Raw genomic sequence first — 21,106 nt, forward strand, 5'->3', positions numbered from 1 at the left:
GGCGCGGCCAGCGCGCGGACCGCCGCGCGCAGCGACTCCGGCATCTGCCGGTAACCGCGGTCGAGGGCCGCGCCCACCGACAGGTCTCCGGCGGTGAGGGCCTCCAGGTGCCGTCCCGGCCGGGCGAGTTGCGCGGTGAGGCGCGCGATCGACCATCCGTGCCGGGTACGGACCCGGTTCGCCACGATGCGCAGCGCCAGCGGAAGGCCGTGGCAGTGCCGCGCCAGCTCGGCTATGCCGGCGTCCGGGACCGCCGGTCCGATCATCCGGTGCAGCGCCAGTTCGGCGTCCGGCGCGGGCAGCGGTGTGAGGACCCGCCGGGCGCGCCTCGGTGGCAGGCTCAGCGGCCCGGACGTGGTCACGACCGCCACCGACTCCCCCCGGTGCGGCAGCAGCGGTGCCAGCCGGACCGCGTCGGTCGCATCGTCGAGGATCAGGAGCACGCGCCGCTCGTCGAGCAGCCGCCGCCACGCCACGACTGCGCAACCGTCGTCGTCGGGCAGGTCAGCGCCGAGCGAGCGGGCCAGGTCCCGGGCCAGCGCGGCGGGGTGCGGGGCGGACGAGCCGCGCAGCGCAACGAAGCGCACCCCGTCGGGGAAGTCGCCGCTCAGTCTGGTGGCGGCCTGTGCCGCCAGGGCGCTCTTGCCGATGCCCGGTAGCCCGGCCAGTTCGATCACCCGGTGTCGGGACACGGCGCCGGTCAGCCGGTCGAGGTCGTCGTCGCGCCCGGTGAAGCAGGGTGTCAGTCTGGGTAGGCCGATCACCGCCGGCTCGATCCGGACCGCGGCGCGCAGCCGATCACCGTCGTCCGGCCCGAGGCGCAGGGCCTCGGCCAGCGCCGTGAGGGTGCCCTCGTGCGGGCGACGGATGCGTCCCCGCTCGATGCCGCCGATGGTGCGCAGGCTGACGCCCGATCGTGCGGCCAGGTCGTCGATGGTCAGTCCGGCGGCGGTACGCAGCGCCCTCAGCGCGGAACCGCCGGCGAGTCGTCCGTCGTCACTCACAGCCCCGTCCCCGGTGTGTGTTCGGCCGTCCCCAGCGACGCTAGTGATTACGCTCCGGTAGGAGCAGCGCTGGCGTTGTGTTACTGGCCACATGCTCACGGTGAAGTTGCCGGTCTTTCTGCATGGTTCTGCGTCGTCACTCTCGGTTGACTCTGGGCCATGCAGACCTTCCGAACCGCCCTGCGAGTGGCCGCTGCCACCACGCTCGCGCTGTCCACTGTCGGCCTGACCACGGGCGGTGTCGCCGCCGCCCCGCCGGCCGCGCCATCCGGCGTACCCGCCGCGAATCTGTTCGAGAGACTGTCACCCGCCGTACAGGAGCGGATGGCCGGGCAGGTGGCGCTCGTCGACGCCGCCAGCGTCATCCGATCCGCCGTGGAGGCAGGTGCCCCGCGTGGTTACGCCGGCCTCGGCCTGGTCGACGGCCACGTCACGCTCTGGTGGAAGGGGGCCGTACCGGCCGACATCGCCACCGCCGTCAGAAGCGTCGAGAAGCTCGCCGAGGTACGGGTGGAGCCGGCCCGGTACAGCGGGAGAGAGTTACAGGCCGCGGCGGCGAAGCTGCGCCCGGTCGTGGCGAAGGATCGTGCGGATGCCGCGCACGCCGTGCGGATCAAGACCGACGGCAGCGGGCTGGAGGTCGCCGTCGACACCACCGGCGGTGCGAAGGTCCCGGCGCTGCCCGCCACCGGCGTCAAGACCAGCACCGTCGCGGCGGAGAAGCTGGAGCAGCACGCCACCCGCTTCGACGACGCGGCCCCGTGGAAGGGTGGCGCGCGCATCTGGAACGGCGGCGGCGCCCTCTGCACGTCCGGCTTCGGGGTGCGCGATCTCGCCGACGACACCCCGTACGTGCTGACCGCCGCGCACTGCGGGCCGCTCGGCGGTGAGTGGTTCGACGGCGTCGGCGACCCGATCGGGTTCATCGTCGAGCGCCACGAGCCGCACGACATCGCCCTGCTCAGCGCGGCGTCGGCCGGCAGTGACGTGTACGTCGGCGGCCTGCACGAGTCGACGACGGTGCCGGTGGCGGGCTGGACCCAGGTCTTCCCCGGCCAGATCCTCTGCCAGTCCGGGCAGACCACCGCCGAGATCCACGGCGCCCCGATCTGCAACCTCGAGGTGCAGTTCCACTACACCGACGAGCAGGACCTGGTCGAGGCCACCCAGTTGGACGGCGGGGAGACCGGTTACGGCGGCGACAGCGGCGGCCCGCTCTACCAGGTGAACCCGAACGGCTCCGTGTTGGCCGCCGGCACCCACACCAGCGGCGCCGGCACCGGCATCGGTTTCCAGGACTTCGCCACCGTCCGCGACGACTTCGGCGACATCGTCCCGGTGACCGCCACCGCCGGTCCGGCCACCTGCCAGGTGTCCTACCAGGTCACCACCTGGTCGGGCGGGTACACCGCGAACGTGACCGTCTACAACTCGGCCGCCGCCGTCAACGGCTGGCAGCTGACCTGGAACCTGCCGGCCGGCAGCACCGTCACCACCCCGTGGAACGCCGCAGTCACCCAGAACGGCACCGCGGTCACTGCGTCGAACCTGGCCTACAACGCCAGCATCCCGAACGGCGGGGCCGTCACCTTCGGCTTCAACGCCACCGGTACGCCGAACACGCCGGCACCGTTCACCCTCAACGGCAACACCTGCGCCTGACCGATCACGCACCAGGGGCCTGGCAGCACACGCTGCCGGGCCCCCTGTTCGCGCGCCGCCCCACCCCGGGGACCGCCGTCTCCCCCACTGGCCAGCCCACTCCTGGGACCGATCACGCCGTCGAGCGCTCACGCCCCCACGCTGCCAGCGGCTCGAGTGCGTCGTTGAGGCGCGCGCCGCTCTCGGTCAGCGAATACTCGACGCGAGGCGGCACCTCGTCGAAGGAGACACGACGTACGACACCGTCCGCCTCCATCTCCCTCAGGTGTGAGGCCAGGACCTTCTCGGTGATCCCCGGAAGCAGTCGACGCAGTTCGCCGAACCGCCGGCAGGGGTGCTCGTCAAGAGCCCAGAGGATCAGCACCTTCCACTTGCCGCCGATCACCTCCATCGCGGCATCGATCCCGCACACATGTCCGTCCGGTGTGCCCGGCCGGTTCAGCGTCGTCATGCCCCCACCTTCTGACCTGCTCGCGCACCCCGGGGTAACCACCCACTCCGAAGTGCGTACTTGTTCATCATCGGGTCCCTGGCCAGGCTCACCCGTATGGCACCGAACACTGCTGGAACCTCCCTCACGATGCTGGGCCTCGGCGCGATGGGCACCGCTCTGGCCCGTGCCTGGCTGGCCGCCGGCCACCCACTGACCGTCTGGAACCGCACCCCAGCCCGTGCCGCGGCGTTGGATGCCGAGGGCGTACGGGTCACGGACAGCGCGGCCAAGGCGGTCGCCGCGAACACCCTGGTCGTCGTCTGCCTGCTGGACGACGCCGCTGTCGAGGAGGTGCTGGCCGGCACCGACCTTACCGGCAAGGACCTGGTCAACCTCACCACCAGCACCCCTGTGCAGGCCCGTGCCCGCGCCGAGTGGACCCGCGAGCGCGGTGCTCGCTACCTGGACGGCGGCATCATGGCCGTCCCTCCGATGATCGGCGTTCCGGAGGCCGGCGGGTACGCCTTCTACAGCGGCTCACGGCAGCTGTTCGAGCGGCATCAGGAGACCCTGAGCGTTCCGGCGGGCACCACCTATGTCGGCGAGGACGCAGGCTTCGCGGCCCTGCACGACGTGGCCCTGCTCAGCGCGATGTACGGGATGTTCGCGGGAGCCGCGCACGCCTTCGCGCTGATCCGCAGGGAGGACATCGATCCCACGTCGCTGGCCCCGTTGCTCGCCGACTGGCTCGTGGCGATGGCCCCGGCGGTTCACCAGACCGCCGATCAGCTGCGCAGCGGCGACTACACCACGGGTGTCGTCTCGACCCTCGCCATGCAGGTGGCCGGCATGCCGACCTTCCTGCGCACCGCTGAGCAGCAGGGCGTCAGCCCGGAACTGCTCAGCCCCTACTTCGCGCTGATGCGTCGCCGCCTCGCCGAGGGCAGCGGCGAAGAGGACCTGACGGGCACGATCGACCTGCTGCTGCGGTGACCGGCGCACGCACCTACCACGGCCGACGGCGGGTTCTGTCGGCGTCGAAAAGCGTGGTGCGGACTCGGTAGTCCGGGCGAGTGCGGGAGCGGTGGCGTGAAGCTGCCGTGCGGGGCCGCCACCGCGGGGCGTCCCGTCCCGACCCGACCCGCTGACCGCCGCAGGCCCGTGTCGTCGTCTATTCGGCCCGCAGTGGCAGGTCCGCGAGCACCTGCCAGCCCGCTCCGGGCACTCGGCCGGCCTCGAAACGGCCGCCGAGCAGGTGCACCCGTTCCCGCATACCGATCAGGCCGTAACCGCCGCCACCGGACCTACTCGGCTGGTCGGTGTGCCGGCCGTCGTCGCGTACCTGCACGCGGACCGTACCGTCGCCGGCCCGGACCGTCACGGTGATCTCACGGGCGCCGACGGCGTAACGCCGCGCGTTCGTCACCGACTCCTGCACCAGCCGCAACACCGTGGTCGCGACCACCGCCGGCACGGGCTCGGCGAGTTCCACCGCCAACCGGACCGGCCTGGCGCCTCCCGCAGTGGCCGTCGCCGCGCGCAGGTCGGCGAGCAGGTCCGTGGAGGGCGTCACCGGTTCCGCGCCGACGTCCTGCAGCATCGCGACCATCCGCTGCATCGCCGACAGGGCGTCCGCGCCGGCGCGTTCGATCACCGGCAGCACCCGCGCCGGAGCGCCGGGATCCGGCACGGCCACCGCCTGCGCCGCCTGGGCCTGCACCACCATGCCGCCGATGTGATGGGCCACCACGTCGTGCAGCTCCCGCGGCAGGGTCACCCGCTCCTGCAACTGCGCCGCGACCACCACCGCCTGCCGCTCCCGCCGGTGCCGGGCGTCGCGCACCCGCAGGTACCACCCGGCGAGAATGGCCACGACCGGCAGGACCCCGCTCCAACCCAGGTCCTGAGGAGAGCCCGGGTGCGCCGGGCGTAGCACGCCGACCGCCAGACAGCTGAGCAGGAGCAGCCCCACCAGGCCGGTGGCGGTGGACCTGGAAGACCGGCGGACCAGCGCGACGATGACGGCCAGCACCGAGGCGATCTCGGCTGTCCCCAGCCCGCTCGCGGCGGAAGGGACCGCGACGGCGGCCAGCCGCAGCACGACCGACCCCACGAGCAGGACCACCATGACACCTACGGCTGCGGCAACCGGCCAGCGAGACGCCAGCAGTGCGAGGGCACAGACCGCGAGGAAGCCCGGCAGCTCCCACCGCCCGTCGTAATGTCCCACCTCGCTCGCCGCCGCCCCGTCCAGGAGCAGCGCGATCACGAGCAGCCCGGCCAGGGGCCAGTTCCAGGTGATCAGACCTCGCCAGTCATGCTTCACGCCGCCATCACCGCAGTCCTCGCATCGGTCCGGATCCCGGGGCAGTCACCGGCGACGACAGTGCCGCAGGTGCACCGATCCGGCGACGACGAACCGTACCCGAGCCGTACAGTCTCCGGTGTCCCTCTGTCGTGTGTGGAGGAGCTGCCCGGGATGGTGGGAACACGGTGGTGACGGCGCCTTTGCTGCGGCAGCTGCCGTGGGTGGTTCTGCTGGCGCTCCTGGCCCTGATCGACGTGCAGATCACCGGGGAACTCGACACCGCGGGCCGGGCGTGGTTGGTCCCCGGCATCGTCGTGACGGCGGCCTTGGCGCTGCTGGCACAGGCGCGGCCGGTCGCCGGGGCGCTGGGTGCCGCGGCAACTCTGGTCGTCTCGACGGGGCTACTGCGGGCAGTCGATGCCGAGACGCTGGGAGGTCTGGCGTTGACCGAGCGCGGCGCCCAGGTGATCGTCATCGTGGCGGTGGTCCGGCGCGTTTCCGCTGTCGTCGCCACCGGCCTCGTCGGATTGGTCCTGGCCGCCGGGGTGGCAGCGAAGCACCTCCGGCCGGAGCACTGGTCGCCACCCGTTGGATCGATGCCCGAGCCGTGGTGGAGTGTCTCGCTGTCGGACATGGCGATGGTGGTGCTGCCGGTGGCATTCGGGTGGTATCTGCGGGGTCGTGACCGGCAGCGGGCCCGCACGAGTCGGGCAGCGGTGATCGCCGTACAGCAGCGGGAGCGGCTCGGCCTCGCGCGGGAACTCCGCGACGTGGTGACGCACCAGGTCACTGCGATGATGGAGCAGGCACGGGCCGCGCAGGAGCGATCCGCGTCGGACCCCGGCGCGGCGGTCGAGGCGCTGCCGGTGATCGAACGCTCCGGCATCGAGGCGCTGGCCGCGATGCGTCACCTGGTCGCCGCGCTGCGCGAGGCCGAACCGGGCGCCGGCCGGACACCGGCACCGCTGACCCGGACCACCGACCTGGCGGCCGACCTTCGGGCGATGACATCAGCCGGTAGTCCGCCGGTCCGACTGACGGTCGATCTGGCCGAACCGGTGGCCGACGAGGTCGCGACCTCGGTGCTGCGCCTCGTCCAGGAGTCCGTGACCAACTCCCGTCGCCACGCCGAGGAGGCACGGGAGATCCTGGCGTCGGTACGCACCGAGCAGGGGCACGTCCGGATCGAGGTCCGCGACGACGGCAGGGCGACCCGGACGATCCGCAGACCTCACGGCGGCTTCGGACTCGTCGGCATGCGGGAACGGGTGCGCCTGCTCGGCGGCCGGTTCACCGCCGGCCGTACGAGCGGCGGCTGGCGGGTGGTCGCCGACGTGCCCCTGCACCGGGCCGAGCGGTAGCACCGGATCAGCGGTGGACCAGGCAACGCACGGTAGCTCCGGGCGGCACTGCACCGACCCGTATCATTCGTGCTCGATGGGCGGTGGACCGTCCGCCTTCCCGGCGCGCTCCGCCAGTGGACTCCGAGAAGCGGTCACGAGGACGGGGACGGTAACCGGTGCGGGTCTTGATCGCCGATGACCAGGAGCTGATGCGCGTCGGGTTCCGGATGATTCTGGAAGCCCAGCCGGACATCACCGTGGTGGCCGACGTCGCCGACGGGCGAGCGGCGGTCGAGGCGGCGCGGCGGCTGCGCCCGGACGTGTGCCTGTTGGACATCCGGATGCCGGGCCTGGACGGACTACAGGTCACCCGGCTGCTCGCGGGTCCCGACGTGGCCGATCCGATCGCGGTCGTCGTCATCACCATGTTCGACGACGACGAGTACGTGGATACCGCCCTGCAGTCGGGGGCGAGCGGGTTCCTGCTCAAGGACTGCGGACCGGCCCTGCTGGTCGAGGCGGTCCGCGCGGCCGTACGCGGCGACGTTCTGGTGGCGCCCCAGGTCACCGTCCGGCTGCTGCGTCATTTCCGGCACCGGCCGCAGATCGGGACGACCGCACCGGTGGAGGCCCTGACGGAGCGGGAGAGCGACGTCGTACGGGCGGTGGCCCGGGGACTGACCAACCAGGAGATCGCGGGCGAACTGTTCGTGGCGGTGTCCACCGTCAAGACCCACCTGGCTGCCGCGCAGTCGAAGCTCGGCGTCCGCAACCGGGTCGAGGTCGCATCCTGGGCGTGGCGAGCCGGTCTGGTCGACGCCTGACGGCACCCGATCGTCGGCCGGGTCGACGCGGTGGCGCCGCCTCCACCTTTCGAATGAGGCGCGGCGCGTGATCTCCGCCCAGCGCCGATCCGATGTCGGCTCACGGCCGGAGGAGGCCGCAGCCTGTGTTCGGCAGTCTCTAGGGCATGAACACGCCGCCGCCGTACGAGGCGAGCCCTGGAGGACTCCACGATGATGGCGCTGCAGGTCCTGCCGTACGCGCCGTGACGGCGTACGACCGGTTCATCTGCTCGTCGACATCGGCTGCCTGACCGACCTTCACCCCACCAGCGCGTGTTCGCACCGTCGCTGTCCCGCACCCCATCGGATCACCGCCGGCACCGTACGACCTCAGAGCTGAAGAGCAGTCGGTGCGGCGGTTCGCCTGAAAGAAGAGAGAAGCAGAACATGGCATTCACGGTCTATCTGGCGCTGTTCGCGGTGGCCGCATCCGCAGCCGTCTTCGTCGTGGCCCGCAAGCGCCTGAGCCTCGCTGCCGCGTCGGGACTGTCGGCGCTCACCTTCCTGGGCATCGCCGCAACCTCGATCATCTGGGTGCAGGTGGCCATCAGCGGCATGGACGGCTGAACGGCTACTGCGGGTCGGTCGGGAACCAGCCGGCCCGACCGAGGGCGCCGGGTAGCCGGTCCTTGCCGAGCTGGTCGCCGATCCACGCCGCCGTCTCGATGACCTTCGTCGGGTCGAGGCCGGTGGGGTGGCCGGAGCGGTGCAGCGCGTACGTGAGGTCCTCGGTGGCCACGTTGCCGGTGGCGGCCGGGGCGAAGGGGCATCCGCCGATTCCACCGACGCTCGCGTCGAGCACGGTCACGCCGGCCTCGACCGCCGCCAAGGCGTTGGCGATGGCGGTGTTGCGGGTGTCGTGGAAGTGGGCGCGCAGCGGCACGCCCGGCGCCGCTGCCGTCACGGCGGAGACCAGGGCCCGCACCTGGGCGGGTACGCCCACACCGATGGTGTCGGCGAGGGCGATCTCGTCGGGTTCGCCCTCGACCAGGCGGCGTGCCAAGTCACCCACGGTCGCTGCGGAGACGTCGCCTTCGAAGGGGCAGCCGAACGCGGCGGCCACGGTCACGCTGGCCCGGACTCCGGCGGCGTGGGCGGCCTTGGCGATGTCGGTCCAGGCGCCGAGCATGGCGTCGACGGAGGCGCCCTGGTTGCGCTGGCTGAAGGTTTCGGTGGCGACCACGACGCAGTTCACCTCGTCCACTCCTGCCGCCAGCGCACGGTCCAGCCCGCGTCGGTTGAGCACCAGGCCGATGTACGATACGTCGCTGCGTCGTGGCACTGCGGCCATCACCGCTTCGGCGTCGGCCATCTGCGGCACCCGGTCGGCGCGGACAAAGGAGACCGCCTCGACCCGTCGGGCTCCTGCCTCGACACAGCGCCGGATCAACTCGATCTTGCTTGCTGTCGACAGGATCTCGGGCTCGTTCTGCAGACCGTCCCGTGGAGACACCTCCACCACCTGAACCACCATATGTATACAATCTCAGACTGTCAGAGCGGCGGCAAGGGTGCCGACGACATGCGGCTCACACGACGGAGGCACGGGTGACGAATGCCGCGGAGGACGCGTACGAGGCGCTGCGGAGCGCGATCCTGAACGGCTCGATCGGCCCGCGCGCCCGCCTGGGCGAGATGGAGTTGTCCCGGCAGTTCGGCGTCAGCCGGACGCCGATCCGGGAGGCACTGCGCAGGCTCACCGCGGAGGGCCTCGTCGTCTTCCAGCCCAACCGTGGGGCGCGGGTCGCCGAATGGTCGCTCGGCGATCTGCAGGACATCTACGAGATCCGCGCCCGGCTGGAGAGCTACGGCGCGGCCCTGGCCGCCAAGCGCATCGACGCCGAGGTCCTGGACCGGCTGGACGCGCTCTGCGACCAGATGGAGGAGTTGGCCCGGCGGATGGGTCCGCAGGACCTGGACCGGATCGCCACCCTCAACGCCGAGTTGCACAACTCGGTCCTGAAGGCCGCCGCCAGCCCTCGGCTCACCTCGCTGCTGTCCGCGGTCGTGGAGGTGCCGCTGGTCGTGCGGGCGTTCCGCCTCTACACGCCGGACGCCCTGGCCCGCAGCATGGCGCACCACCGGGACCTGGTGGCGGCGCTGCGGGCCAGGGACGCAGAGTGGGCGTCGAGCACGATGCGGGCCCACGTGCTGGCCGCCCGGACGGTGCTGTTGGACGGCATGGTGGACCGCCCCGACCTGTGACCGGTCCGCCGGGCCCGCACCCGCCTCCCCGCCGTCGTGGGCGTCAGCTCCCGGGCGCTCCGGGTTTGATGCAGGCCACCTCCCGGTCGGCGCCGATCGGCGTCAGCCGCACCTCGGTCTGTACACATCGGTCCTCACCGACCGGGCAGCGTCCGTGCAGGACACATCCCGGTACGAGCTGGGTCGGACTCAGCGGGTCACCGACCAGCCGGGCCGGGGCCAGTTCCTGGTCGGGATCGACGGGCAGGGCCGCCGCCAGCAGGGCGCGGGTGTACGGGTGCTGTGGATCGGAGAACACCAGCTCGGACGGGCCGGTCTCGACGACCCGCCCCCGGTACATGACGGCGATGCGGTCGCTGACGTACCGGACCGTGTGGATGTCGTGGGAGATGAACAGGTAGCCCATGCCGAGTTCGGCCTGCAGGTCGGCGAGCAGGCGCAGGATCTGGGCGCGGACCGACAGGTCGAGGGAGGACGTGGGTTCGTCCAGCACGACCAGGGACGGCTCGGTCACCACGGCTCGGGCGATGCCGACTCGCTGCTGCTGCCCGCCGCTGAGTTCGCCGGGATACCGTCGTGCCATGTCGGGGGCGAGTCCGACCTGTTCGATCATCTGCGCGACCCGGTCACGGCGCTGTGGTGTGGTCATCGCAGGCCGGTGGATGGCCAGTGGTTCGCCGATGATGTCGGCCACCCGCATCCGGGGGTTCAGCGACTCGAACGGCTCCTGGAAGATGATCTGTATCTTCGCGCGGAGCTTGCGCATCTCGGCGGCGGGCAGCGCGAGCATGTCGGTGCCGTCGAAGCGTACCGATCCCCGGGTCGGTTCGATCAGGCGCAGTGCCAGCCGCCCCAGCGTCGACTTGCCGGATCCGCTCTCGCCGATGACCGCCACGGTCTCTCCGGCGTCCACCGAGAGCGACACGTCGTCCAGCGCGTAGACCCGCGTGCTGCCGCCGACGTGGAACTCCTTGCTGACGTTGGTCAGCTCCAGCAGACTCACTGCGCTGCCTCCTTCTCCTGGGGCAGGTGACACCAGTACGTCCGGCCGGAGGTCTGGGTCACCGCGGCCGGGACCACCTGGGCGCACGGTTCGAAGGCGTGCGGGCAGCGGTCCCGGAAGGGGCATCCGGACGGGTAGTCGATCAGGTCGGGCAGTCGACCGGTGAGGTGCACCAGCGGCTGACCGGGCCGGGGAATGGCGCGGATGAGCGCCTGGGTGTACGGGTGGCGGGGGTCCTTGAGGACCTCCCGGACGGTGCCGTGTTCGATGACCTTGCCGGCGTACATGACGACGACCCGGTCGCAGTACTGCGCGACGACACCGAGATCGTGGGTGACCAGGAGCATCGAGCGGTCGTGTTCGCGGACCAGGCGGCGGATGAGGTCCAGGATCTGCCGTTGCACGGTCAGGTCCAGGCCGGTGGTCGGTTCGTCGGCGATCACGAAGGTCGGGTTGAGCAGCATGGCCATGGCGATCACCACGCGTTGGGCCATGCCGCCGCTCAACTGGTGGGCGTAGCCGTCGAGGACCCGGTCCGGTCCGGCGATGCCGACGTCGGTGAGGGCGGTACGGGCCCGGTCCCGGACCTCGCCGTCGGCCTTGACCCCGTGCGCGGCCATGATGGTGGCGAACTGCCGGTGGATGCGCATCACCGGGTTCAGGGCGCTGAACGGGTTCTGGGCGATGAAGCCGATCTCCTTGCCGCGTAGTCGGCGCAGCTCGGTGCGGCGCAGGCCGAGCAGGTCGACCCCGTCGAAGCGGGCGGTGCCCTCGACCACCCGGCCGGGGGGCCGGACCAGGCCGAGGATGGACCGGATGGTCACCGACTTGCCGCATCCGCTCTCGCCGACGACGCCGACGATCTCGGCCCGGTCGACGTGGAAGTCGACGCCGTTGACCGCGTGGACCAGGCCGTCGGGTGTGTCGAACCGGGTGGTCAGGCCGTTGACCTCCAGCAGGCGTCCGGCGGAGCCGTCGGACGGCGGCGGGGTGGGCCGACTGTCGGGTCGTCGTCGCGCGTTGAGCAGGCTCATCGTTGCCTCGCCCGGCCGAAGGTGTCCTGCAGTTCGTCGCTGATGGCGTTGAAGCAGAGCACGGTGAGGAAGATGGCGAGTCCGGGAAAGACCGAGACCCACCACTGGCCGGTCGTCATGTTCTGCGCTCCTGTCTGGATCATCGCGCCCCAGCTCGCGTCGGCGGCGTTGATGCCGATGCCGAGGAAGGAGAGGGAGGCGATCACGACGATCGAGTGCGCGACCGCCAGTGACGCCTGGGCCAGGATGATGCCGGTCATGTTCGGCAGGACGTGCCGGAACATCACGCGCGGCCCGGTCGCGCCGATGGCGTGGGCCGCCTCGATGTAGCGGCTCTCCCGGATGGTCAGTCCCTCGCTGCGGACCAGTCGGACGAAGCGGGGGACGTTGATGATGGCGATGGCGACGACGACGTTCTCGATGTTGTTGCCCATCAGCGCGACCAGGGCGATGGCCAGGATCAGCAGCGGGAACGCCTGGAAGACGTCGAGGGCCCGGACGACCCGTTCGCCCCACGGTCCGCGGTGCAGGGCGGCGAGCCCGAGCAGCACGCCGATCACGAGTGAGATCAGCATGCCGGCGAGGGCCAACGGGATGTCCACCCCGGCGGAGGCCACCAGGCGGCTGAACACGTCGAGGCCGAACTTGTCGGTGCCCATCCAGTGCTCGCCGTCGGGGGCGGTGAGGGTGTTGGTGGAGGGTTCCGCCGGGTCGTGCGGCAGTGGAGCGAGATAGGCCGCGGCGAGCATGCTGGTCAGGATGGTGCCGGGCACCCACAGTCGCCACCGTCGGTGGCCCCGGGGTCGTTTCTTGGTCGTCGGGGCGGTGACCGTGGTGGGGTCGGCGGCCAGGGTCTCAGTCATAGCGCACCCTCGGGTCGAGCGCCGCGACCAGGATGTCCAGCGCGGTGAAGGCCAACAGGGTCCCGAGTCCGGCGGCCAGGATGAAGCCCTGCACGGCCGGGATGTCGAGCTGGAGGATCGAGTCGATCGCCCACTCGCCGAAGCCACCCCAGGAGAAGATGGTCTCGATGATGGCCGCGCCGCCGAGCAGCGCGGCGAGGAGGATGCCGCCGTAGGTCAGGATCGGGGTCCGGGCCTGGCGGAAGGCGTACGCGAGGACGGTGCGCTCGCGCAGGCCGCTGGCGCGGGCGAATTCGACCTGTTTGGACTCCAGGGCCGGCACCAGGGAGGCGTACGTGCTGCGGGCGAAGTACGCGGAGTAGTAGATGCCGAGCGTGAGGACGGGCAGCACGGAGTGCGCCACCGCCGATCGGAAGGTGCCCATGTCACCGGCGAGCAGGGAGTCCAGCAGCAGCGCCCCGGTCACGGTCGGCGGTGGTTCGTCCATCAGACCGAGTCGTCCGACCGGTGCCGGCGCCCACCCGGCGAGATAGAAGAGCAGGTAGATCAGGAGCAGCGCCAGGAAGAAGTCGGGGATGGACTGGAAAGTGGTGACGACGAAGCGGGAGGTGCGGTCGGCGACCGTGCCCTTGCGGTAGGCGCCCAGTGTGCCGAGGCCGATGCCGAGGAGTGCGGCGAGGGTCAGGGAGAGGAACACCAGTTCCAGGGTCGCCGGGGCGAACCGCAGGATCTCGTCGAGGATGGGCCGGTCGGTGTAGTAGGACGAGCCGAGGTCGCCTTGGACCAGGTTGCCGAGGTAGGTGACGAAGCGTTCCCACAGGGGCTGGTCCAGGCCGAGTCGGCGTTCGATCTCGGCCAGTTCCGTCGGGGAGGCGGCCGGCCCGGCGATGACGCCGGCCGGGTTGCCGGGCAGTGCGTTGACCAGCAGGAATGCCAGCACGATGACGGAGAGCAGGCCGACCGGGAGGAAGAGGATCCGTCGGCGGGCGTATCTGAGGACCCGCATCACGCACCTCCCGGTTCGAGCAGGGTGGTCGCCTCGTCCAGGGTCAGGACCTGTGCGTACTTGGCGCCGAGGTCGAACAGGGCGGCCTCGTGCGGGCGTGGGTCCCGGTCGAGGCAGGCGTCGGCGACGACGAGTGGCACGTAGCCGTGCTGCAGCGCGTCCACGGCGCTCGCCCGGACGCATCCGCTGGTCGAGGCGCCCGCGATAAGCAGGGCGTCCACTCCCATGACGCGCAGGGTGCTGGCGAGGCTGGTGCCGAAGAAGGCGCTGGCGTACTGCTTGGTCACGACCGCCTCGCCGGCGGCGGGTGCCAGGGCCGGCGGCGCGGCGGCGAGTTCGCTGCCGCGTTCGAAGACCCGCAGGGCGGGCACCTTGCGGGCGAACAGGCCGCCGTCGATCCCGCCGGGGGCGAGCTCGACCCGGGTGTGGATCACCGGGACGCCGTGGCGTCGGGCGGCGTCGAGCAGGACCGTGCAGGCCCGCAGGGCCGGCGGGTTCTCGTCGCCGGCATAGAGGGGGGAGGCCGGGTCGAGGTAGGCGCGCACCAGGTCGACGATGAGGAGCGCGCGGCGGGTGCCGTGGCCCAGGTCGCCGCCGAAGCCGGCGTCGCGGTAGTCCGCGTGGAGGTCATTCACCGTGTCCGCCTCTAGATGACGCCGCTGGCACGCAGTTCGTTGATCTCGGCCTTGGCCAGGCCGACGATGTCGGTCAGCACCTGGTCGGTGTGTTCGCCGAGGCGGGGGCCGGTCCATTTGACCCGGCCGGGTGTCCTCGACAGTCGCGGTACGACGTTCTGCATCGGGAACTCGCCGAATTCGGGGTGTTCGACTCGGACGATGGCTTCGCGAGCGGCGAAGTGCTCGTCGTCGAGCATCTCCGGAGCGCGGTAGACGCGGCCGACCGGGACGTCGTGTTTGATCATGACGGCCATCAGGTGTTCGGTGTCGTGCCGGCCCGACCACTCGGCGATGATCGCGTCGAGTTCGCCCTGGTGGTGGCCTCGGGCGGCGTGGGTGGCGAAGCGGGGGTCGGTGCTCAGTTCGGGCATGTCCATGGCCGCGGCCAGGCGCCGGAAGACGGTGTCCTGGTTGGCGGCGATGAGCAGCAGGCCGTCGTCGCGGGTGGGATAGACGTTGGAGGGTGCGATGTTCGGCAGGATCGCGCCGGTGCGTTCGCGGACGTGGCCGCCGAGCGTGTACTCGGGCAGCAGCGACTCCATCATCGCCAGGACCGCCTCGTAGATCGCCGAGTCGACGATCTGGCCGCGACCGCTCTGGTCGCGTACCCGCAGGGCCATCACCGCACCCAGGGCGGCGAAGGTGCCGGCGAGGGAGTCGCCGAGGCTGACGCCCACCCGGCTGGGCGGGGTCTGCGGGTCGCCGACGACGTAGCGCAGGCCGCCCATCGCCTCGCCGACCGAGCCGTAGCCGGGTCGGCTGGAGTACGGTCCGGTCTGGCCGAAGCCGGAGACGCGCACCATGACCAGGCCGGGGTTGTCGGCGGACAGGTCCTCGTAGCCGAGGCCCCAGCGTTCCATCGTCCCGGGTCGGAAGTTCTCGACCACCACGTCGCTCTGCGCGATCAGCTGTCGGGCGACCGCCTGGCCCTCGGGTGTGCGCAGGTCGACGGTGATCGACTTCTTGTTGCGGGCGACGATCGGCCACCACAGTGACTTGCCGTGTGGCTTCTCCTGGCCCCACTCGCGCATCGGGTCGCCCTGGCGCGGCGGCTCGCACTTGATGACGTCGGCGCCGAAGTCGGCCAGCAGTTGGCTGCAGAAGGGGCCCGCGAGCAGGGACCCGAACTCGATCACGCGCACGCCGTGGAGCGGTCCTTCGTGGTGCGTATCGCTAGACATGGACACCTCTCATAGCAGCCACCCGACTGGGTGTTTGTATACAATAGTTCTGCGTCACCCGCTGTCAACAGCGGCTTTTACCGGCCAGAGCCAAAGCTGATTCCCGTGATGAACCTCCGTGCATACAGGACGGTCAGTGCGGTGCCATGCGGGTCACCCGCCGAGCCGGCGGCCGAGCAGTCGCCCGAACGCCAACGCCGGGGTCACCGCCATTCCCCCGCAGAACGCGGCGCCGCTGGTGGCTCCCATGCCGATGGCCTCACCGACGGCGTAGAGACCGGCGACGACCCCGCCGTCGTCGCGGCGTACCCGGAAGGTGGGGTCGACGTCCAGGCCGCCGAAGCTGCAGAGCAGCGCGGCGGCCGACCGCACCGCGTAGAAGGGCGGCCGGGCCACCCGGTGGTCCAGGGCGCGTCGGCCCAGCGGGTCGACGCCCCGGTCGACCGCCAGGTGGTACGCCCGCACGGTGCGCCGCAGGCCGTCCGGATCGATTCCCGCCCGCACGGCCAGGTCGGTGAGGTCGTCGGCGACCCAGGCGACGTCCCCCTGCCGCGCCTGGGCGCGCAGCCCGTCCGGCCCCCACGCGGGCACCAGGGGTGACCCGGCGTCGACGGCCGCGTCGTCGCAGACGATCCAGAACGCGGCTCCCGGCTGGCTCTGCACGGCCCGCTCGTGACGCGTGACGTCGCCGAGATCCTCGGCCACGAACCGGTCGCCGTCGGCGTTGACCCAGATCTCCCGGGGTGCGCGTTCGGCGGGCGCCAGATGCGCCACCTCGGACCAGAAGTCCACCCGGCCCGGCGTCGAGCGACGTTCGAGCAGGCCGAGGCGCGGGGTGTGCAGGTCGGCGAAGCGGACGGTGGCACCCAGCGGCGTCGCCATCTCGACCGCGTCGCCGGTGGAGGTGGGCTCGGCGTTGGTCACCAGGCGGGGTGCGCCCGGGGTCACCGCGGAGAACATCTGCGGGTTGGCCCCGTACCCGCCCGACGCCAGCACCGTGACGCCGGCGCGCAGCTCGCGGTCACCCTCGGGGGTGCGTACGACGGCGCCGGTGACGGTGCCGCCCTCGGTGGTCAGTCGCAGGGCGCGCGAGCGCAGCCGCAGGGTGACCCGGCCGGCGTCCACCTGCGCGGCGAGCAGTGGTCGTAGCGTCTCGCGGATCGAGCGGCCCCGGTCGACGCCCCAGTAGGTGCGGGGTCGGGAGTACGGCGAGTGCCCGTGGTAGAGCACCGGCATACCGGGTGCGAACGGGAAGCCGTTCTCGTCGAGCCAGTCGACGACGCCGGGTGCCTCGTCGACGGCCAGGCGGATCAGGGCGGGGTCGCCGTGGCCGTGCCCGATGCGCTGCACGTCGGCGAAGTGCCGGTCCGGGTCGTCGTCGATGCCGGCGGCGCGTTGCCGACGGGTGCCGGCGGCGCTCATGTGCCCGGCGGAGACCCGCAGGGTGCCGCCGATGTCGGTGCCGGTGTCGACCAGGTCGACCCGGAGCCCGGCCCGGGCCGCCTCGATCGCGCAGGGCAGACCTGCGGTGCCGGCACCGATCACCAAAACGTCGGCGTGGCCGGTCACGGTGTCCGCCCGGATCCGGTGACGAAGGAGACCACTGCGGCGGCGAACTCCTCCGGCACCCGCCACGGCAGTTGCCCGGTGGTGTCGGTCAGTTGGATCGACGTCGCGTCCGGACGGATCAGCCGGGCGATGTCGTCGCAGTGGGCGAGCATGTCGCGTGCCGCGGTGAGCAGCAGGACCGGGCAGGGTGCGGTGCGCAGCGGCTCGGTCGGGTCGTAGCGGAAGGCGGCGCGGTAGGCCCAGTTGTACCGGTCGAACACCGAGGCGATGTTGGCCACCGCGAGGTTGACCAGCTCCGGTGGCTGTTCCCAGATGTCCAGGTAGCGCGCCCAGAGGTCGCGAAGATGCTGGCCGGACGGGTCGATCGGCTTGTCCGGCGCCCAGGTGGCACCCAACTGTTCGCGTTCGGCCCGGTCGAGCACGAGGCCGGACAGGATCGCGTGGGTGACCCGGCCGGGCGTGGCCAGGTCGGTGACCGCCAGCGCCAGGGAGGCGCCGGTGTGCTGTCCGGCGACGGCGAACTCGTCGATGCCCAGCGCGTCGACGGCGTCGAGCAGAAGGCGCGCGTAGCCGGGGATGTCCGGGGGCTCGGGCGGCGGGTCGGACTGCCCGTACCCGGGGGTGTCGAAGGCGTACGCGCGCAGTGATCGGCCGAGCGCGGGCATGGCCGGCGCGAAGACGTTGGAGGCCTGCGGCGACTCGTGCAACAGCACGAGGGCCGGTCCCCGGGTGCCGCTGCTGCGGTAGTGGATCTGGGACCCCTGCGGGCCCACGTATCCGCGCATGTCACTCCCCTCGCTCGATCGGTGGGGTGGGCGGCGGGGGCCGCCGCTTCGGGGCCGTGGACCGCGCGGAGCGTCGTTTCGGGCTCCCGCCGGGTGCGGGCGACGCGGGGCGGTCGACCTCGACGGTGCTCTCCCCGACCGGGTCCGGCCGGTCCTCCACCCGGGTGGCCTCGGGTTCCGGTCCGGCGTCGTCGGGTCCTTCGGCCGCGCGGGGGTGCCGGTCGGTCGGTGGGGTGTCCCGGACGAGGTGGGCCGGCACGGCGGGACGACCCACGACGGTCGCGGCGATCGTGCCGCCGGTCGCCGCGACCGCCCGTCGGGCGCTGTCCACCGCCGCCGTCACCGAGGCCATGTCGCCGATGAAGGAGACCGTGACGAGACCGTCGCCGATGCGGCTGACGCCGATCACCGTCACCTCGGCTGCCTTGGTCATCACGTCGACGGCGACGATCGAGGCAGCCAGTCCGCGCGTCTCGACCATGCCGAGCGCACCCGCATTCCACAGGTCCACGTCAGTCCTTCACATAGTTGACCCACGCCTCGGTCTCCAACCGGTCGACGATCGCGACGATGGTGGAGTCCACGGGCGCCTGGCTGGATTGCCGTTCCGCCAGTCGTGCGGCACTGCCGCAGGCGACCAGGACGACCTCGCCCCGGCCCGCGCCGACGGTGTCGACGGCGACGTACGGCTCCACGGCGTGTCCCTCACCCAGGGGCGTGACGACGAGCAGCTTGGCGCCGGTCAGCGTGTCGGCCTTGATGGTGCTGACCACCGACCCGATCACCCGGGCGATACGCATACCGGATCACCTCGTTCCTCTATCGCCGGGACCAGGGCGTCTTCTCGAAGGCCTGCCGGACGGCCTGCCGGGCCGACTCGATCTCGGCGTGCAGCCCGGAGACCCACAACCGACCGAACTGGCCGACGCCGCGCACGTCCACGATCTTGACGTCGGCGGACTTCTCCACCTCGTTGCCGACGGCGGAGATGTAGGCGGCCGGCTGGCACTCCACCACCAGCATCGACTCGCCGGCCACCAGCAGGGAGCCCTTCTTCGACCGGTTGACCAGCTGCGCCTGATAGGCGTCGATGTTGGAGACGACCTTCGCCGAGACCAGTTCCGCGGGCTGTGCGTCGGCCTCGGTCATCCCGAGCAGGTCGAGGATGGTGCGACCGGCCTGGCGTACGGCGTCCTGCGACATCGAGTGCAGTTCCGTCATGCCGTACTGGCGCTCGACGACCTGGGAGCCGGGCCGGACCCCAGCGCCCTTGACGGCCGCGTCGACCAGGGCGTACACGTCGCTGCCGGGCGAGATCTCCAGGAAGAGCTGGGACATCCCCTCGACGACCGGGTCACCGGACATCACGCTGCCGAGCAGTGCGGCCATCTGTGGCTGGAGTCGGTCGACGAAGGCGTACGTGCGCAGCTCGACCTCGCTGCCGGCCATGTCAGCGCCGACCCACGAGCAGCGAGAGGGTGCCACTGCGCCGACGTTCGCCGCTCTGCAGGACGCGACCGGTCGGCGTGCTGACCTCCTCGACGCACTCGCGTTTGCAGGACAGCTCCGAGCAGTCGCCGGTGAATCCGGCGTCCCGGGCGGCCTGGAGGAGATCCATGTCCCGCATCGGGCCCCAGAACGGCTCGTTGTTGTTCCAGGTGTCCCAGTCGATGAGGAACTGCACCAGCGGGTCGAGTCCGGCGTAGCCGGGGAAGTCCGCGTGGATCATCATGCCCCCGGGGGCGAGTAGCCGGTGGCACTCGCGCAGGATGGCGCGTACCGCGTCCGGCGGCACCTCGTGCAGCACGATGTGCGAGACGATCAGGTCGAAGTGCCCGTCCGGGAACGAGGTCGCCTCGGCGTTCTGCTGCGAGAAGTGCACCTTGCGGCCGAGTGACTCGGCGCGGGCGTGGCCATAGCGCAGCAGGGCCGCGCCGACGTCGATGCCGTGCACCTCGGCGTTCGGGTAGGCGTCGACGTAGGGCAGCGTCGAGTTGCCCACCCCGCAGCCGATCTCCAGGATCCGCTTCGGGCGGAAGTCCCGGTGGGACTGCTTGAGGTAGTTGTTGACCACGGACTGGCCGTAGTCGTCGTTGAGGGCACCCATCTGGCCCATGGCGTAGACGTAGACGCCCCGGTCGTAGAGGGCTCCGGCGGTGAGGTCGTCCGCCACGTACTCACCCCGGTAGCCGCCGGGCATGGCGTGGATGTCGATGCCCCAGAAGTACCAGGGCAGTTCGAAGGCGGGATCCAGGTCGAGGGAGCCGAGCCCCCGTTCCGCCCGCTGCGCGCGGGCGGCCAGGTCGTCCCACTGCCGGGCGATGCTGTCGGCCACCACGTTCCAGAGCAGGTCCTGGCTCGCCCGGCGCACGGAACTCCAGAGCTGGTAGTACGGCTCCGGTTCCATGGCGCGGCGGACCGCCTCCCGGTCCCGGGGTGCGACGCCCATCTCCTGTTGGTAGCGGGGGGCGACGCGGTGGGCGTACAGCTCCCGGACCCCGGGGGTCACCTCGGTGGAGATGTGCGACTTCAGTGCCCGGACGAAGTTCTCGCGTGCGAGTTCGTCGTGGTTCTCGCGGGGCAGGACACCGTGCTCCTGCTGCGTCATTTCCCCTCCCCCACCTGTGCGAAGGCCTGCCGGATGACCTCCCGGTAGGACTCCGGGGTCTCCTCCCGCACGATCTCCTCGCGCCACTCGTAGAAGACCCGCAGCACCCGGGCGACGAACGCCGCCGCCTCGGTGTCGCGGGCCTGCGCGTCGGCGTCGGAGACCGGGTAGGCGTCCACGGCGCCGCGCTCGACCACCCGCCGGTCGGCGAGGATCTGTTCCAGGGTCGTCAACCGTTCCCGCAGCACCCACACCTCGGAGGAGAGGGTGACCACGGTCGAGACGAGGGCCTCCATGCCCGGTTCGGCGAAGAACTGCGGGCGGGCGCCCTTCGCCTTCTTGGGCAGCGACTGCCCGGGCAGCGGTTGCGCCTGGTCGGGGCGGCCCACTCCCGGTCCGCCGAACGCACCCAGAGCCTTGAGCGTCTCGTTGGCCACCGTCGAGGCGTCGGCGTCCGGGTTCGCCGACAGCACGGCGGCGGCGACGGTACGGATGGTCCGTTCCGCCTCTTCCTCGGCGCTGGTGCAGCCGCACGAGCAGTCGTCGGCGTCGCCGCACCCGGCGCCCGTGCCGCCGGAAC

Annotated in this window: 23 protein-coding genes; 6 read left to right on the forward strand and 17 right to left on the reverse strand. The window is 71.5% G+C overall.

The window, feature by feature from the left end:
• The coding region (locus tag EYA84_RS08335; RefSeq protein ID WP_161594931.1) for a helix-turn-helix domain-containing protein at positions 1–1,004 on the reverse strand (1,004 nt) is incomplete at its 3' end.
• A 159-nt stretch (positions 1,005–1,163) separates the two neighbouring features.
• Here EYA84_RS08335 and EYA84_RS08340 point away from each other — a divergent pair.
• Positions 1,164–2,666 carry a cellulose binding domain-containing protein gene (locus EYA84_RS08340; protein WP_131052455.1) on the forward strand — a complete coding sequence of 501 codons (1,503 nt, stop codon included), beginning with the start codon at positions 1,164–1,166 and terminating at the stop codon, positions 2,664–2,666.
• A 112-nt stretch (positions 2,667–2,778) separates the two neighbouring features.
• Here EYA84_RS08340 and EYA84_RS08345 read toward each other — a convergent pair whose 3' ends face one another.
• Positions 2,779–3,117 (reverse strand): helix-turn-helix domain-containing protein, encoded by a 339-nt coding sequence (locus tag EYA84_RS08345; RefSeq protein WP_131052456.1) that lies wholly within the window; start codon positions 3,115–3,117, stop codon positions 2,779–2,781.
• Between the two features lie 129 nt (positions 3,118–3,246).
• On the opposite strand from EYA84_RS08345, the gene EYA84_RS08350 reads away from it, so the two are divergent.
• Entirely contained in the window at positions 3,247–4,092 is an 846-nt protein-coding gene (locus tag EYA84_RS08350; protein ID WP_236145657.1) for an NAD(P)-dependent oxidoreductase, read from the forward strand.
• 178 nt (positions 4,093–4,270) lie between these two features.
• On the opposite strand, the gene EYA84_RS08355 is transcribed toward EYA84_RS08350, so the two are convergent.
• Positions 4,271–5,425 carry a sensor histidine kinase gene (locus EYA84_RS08355; RefSeq protein WP_131052458.1) on the reverse strand — a complete coding sequence of 385 codons (1,155 nt, stop codon included), beginning with the start codon at positions 5,423–5,425 and terminating at the stop codon, positions 4,271–4,273.
• 170 nt (positions 5,426–5,595) lie between these two features.
• Here EYA84_RS08355 and EYA84_RS08360 point away from each other — a divergent pair, with 170 nt between their 5' ends.
• The 3 genes from EYA84_RS08360 to EYA84_RS08370 all read left to right on the forward strand — a co-directional run bounded on the left by EYA84_RS08360 (position 5,596) and on the right by EYA84_RS08370 (position 8,162).
• Positions 5,596–6,768, forward strand: a complete 1,173-nt coding sequence (locus EYA84_RS08360; RefSeq protein ID WP_131052459.1) for a sensor histidine kinase — start codon at positions 5,596–5,598, stop codon at positions 6,766–6,768.
• Positions 6,769–6,926: 158 nt separating this feature from the next.
• Positions 6,927–7,574, forward strand: a complete 648-nt coding sequence (locus EYA84_RS08365) for a response regulator transcription factor (RefSeq protein ID WP_255446601.1) — start codon at positions 6,927–6,929, stop codon at positions 7,572–7,574.
• 408 nt (positions 7,575–7,982) lie between these two features.
• Positions 7,983–8,162 (forward strand): hypothetical protein, encoded by a 180-nt coding sequence (locus tag EYA84_RS08370; RefSeq protein ID WP_131052460.1) that lies wholly within the window; start codon positions 7,983–7,985, stop codon positions 8,160–8,162.
• Between the two features lie 4 nt (positions 8,163–8,166).
• On the opposite strand, the gene EYA84_RS08375 is transcribed toward EYA84_RS08370, so the two are convergent.
• Positions 8,167–9,069, reverse strand: a complete 903-nt coding sequence (locus EYA84_RS08375; RefSeq protein ID WP_131052461.1) for a hydroxymethylglutaryl-CoA lyase — start codon at positions 9,067–9,069, stop codon at positions 8,167–8,169.
• Between the two features lie 74 nt (positions 9,070–9,143).
• Here EYA84_RS08375 and EYA84_RS08380 point away from each other — a divergent pair, with 74 nt between their 5' ends.
• On the forward strand, positions 9,144–9,800 hold the full coding sequence (locus tag EYA84_RS08380; RefSeq protein ID WP_131052462.1) for a GntR family transcriptional regulator: 657 nt from the start codon (positions 9,144–9,146) through the stop codon (positions 9,798–9,800).
• 43 nt (positions 9,801–9,843) lie between these two features.
• Here the strand turns inward: EYA84_RS08380 and EYA84_RS08385 are convergent, their stop codons facing one another.
• The 13 genes from EYA84_RS08385 to EYA84_RS32405 form a co-directional block, all read right to left on the reverse strand.
• Positions 9,844–10,803, reverse strand: a complete 960-nt coding sequence (locus EYA84_RS08385; protein ID WP_176092177.1) for an ABC transporter ATP-binding protein — start codon at positions 10,801–10,803, stop codon at positions 9,844–9,846.
• A complete protein-coding gene (locus tag EYA84_RS08390) occupies positions 10,800–11,837 on the reverse strand; it encodes an ABC transporter ATP-binding protein (protein WP_131052464.1) in 1,038 nt (345 codons plus the stop codon). Before EYA84_RS08390 ends, EYA84_RS08385 begins: the two co-directional genes overlap by 4 nt.
• Complete coding sequence (locus EYA84_RS08395) at positions 11,834–12,700, reverse strand: ABC transporter permease (protein WP_131052465.1); 867 nt, start codon at positions 12,698–12,700, stop codon at positions 11,834–11,836. Before EYA84_RS08395 ends, EYA84_RS08390 begins: the two co-directional genes overlap by 4 nt.
• Positions 12,693–13,706 (reverse strand): ABC transporter permease, encoded by a 1,014-nt coding sequence (locus tag EYA84_RS08400; protein ID WP_131052466.1) that lies wholly within the window; start codon positions 13,704–13,706, stop codon positions 12,693–12,695. Before EYA84_RS08400 ends, EYA84_RS08395 begins: the two co-directional genes overlap by 8 nt.
• The gene (locus EYA84_RS08405; protein ID WP_201272333.1) at positions 13,706–14,341 is read right to left on the reverse strand and encodes an isochorismatase family protein; all 636 of its coding nucleotides are present in this window, start codon (positions 14,339–14,341) and stop codon (positions 13,706–13,708) included. The genes EYA84_RS08400 and EYA84_RS08405 overlap by 1 nt, the downstream gene beginning before the upstream one ends.
• An 11-nt stretch (positions 14,342–14,352) precedes the next feature.
• Positions 14,353–15,525, reverse strand: a complete 1,173-nt coding sequence (locus EYA84_RS08410) for a CaiB/BaiF CoA-transferase family protein (RefSeq protein ID WP_236145658.1) — start codon at positions 15,523–15,525, stop codon at positions 14,353–14,355.
• A 192-nt stretch (positions 15,526–15,717) separates the two neighbouring features.
• Entirely contained in the window at positions 15,718–17,133 is a 1,416-nt protein-coding gene (locus EYA84_RS08415) for an FAD-dependent oxidoreductase (protein ID WP_161594932.1), read from the reverse strand.
• A complete protein-coding gene (locus EYA84_RS08420; protein ID WP_131052470.1) occupies positions 17,130–17,918 on the reverse strand; it encodes an alpha/beta fold hydrolase in 789 nt (262 codons plus the stop codon). The genes EYA84_RS08415 and EYA84_RS08420 overlap by 4 nt, the downstream gene beginning before the upstream one ends.
• Position 17,919: 1 nt before the next feature.
• Entirely contained in the window at positions 17,920–18,429 is a 510-nt protein-coding gene (locus EYA84_RS08425; protein ID WP_236145659.1) for a BMC domain-containing protein, read from the reverse strand.
• 1 nt (position 18,430) lies between these two features.
• Entirely contained in the window at positions 18,431–18,718 is a 288-nt protein-coding gene (locus EYA84_RS08430; RefSeq protein ID WP_131052471.1) for a EutN/CcmL family microcompartment protein, read from the reverse strand.
• A 19-nt stretch (positions 18,719–18,737) separates the two neighbouring features.
• Complete coding sequence (locus tag EYA84_RS08435; protein WP_131052472.1) at positions 18,738–19,367, reverse strand: hypothetical protein; 630 nt, start codon at positions 19,365–19,367, stop codon at positions 18,738–18,740.
• A gap of 1 nt (position 19,368) precedes the next feature.
• Entirely contained in the window at positions 19,369–20,526 is a 1,158-nt protein-coding gene (locus EYA84_RS08440) for a class I SAM-dependent methyltransferase (protein WP_131052473.1), read from the reverse strand.
• Positions 20,523–21,106 (reverse strand): hypothetical protein (locus tag EYA84_RS32405; protein WP_161594933.1); only part of this gene is annotated, 584 nt, incomplete at its 5' end. The genes EYA84_RS08440 and EYA84_RS32405, both read right to left, overlap by 4 nt.

This window comes from Verrucosispora sp. SN26_14.1, from assembly GCF_004307965.1.
Classification (GTDB): domain Bacteria; phylum Actinomycetota; class Actinomycetes; order Mycobacteriales; family Micromonosporaceae; genus Micromonospora.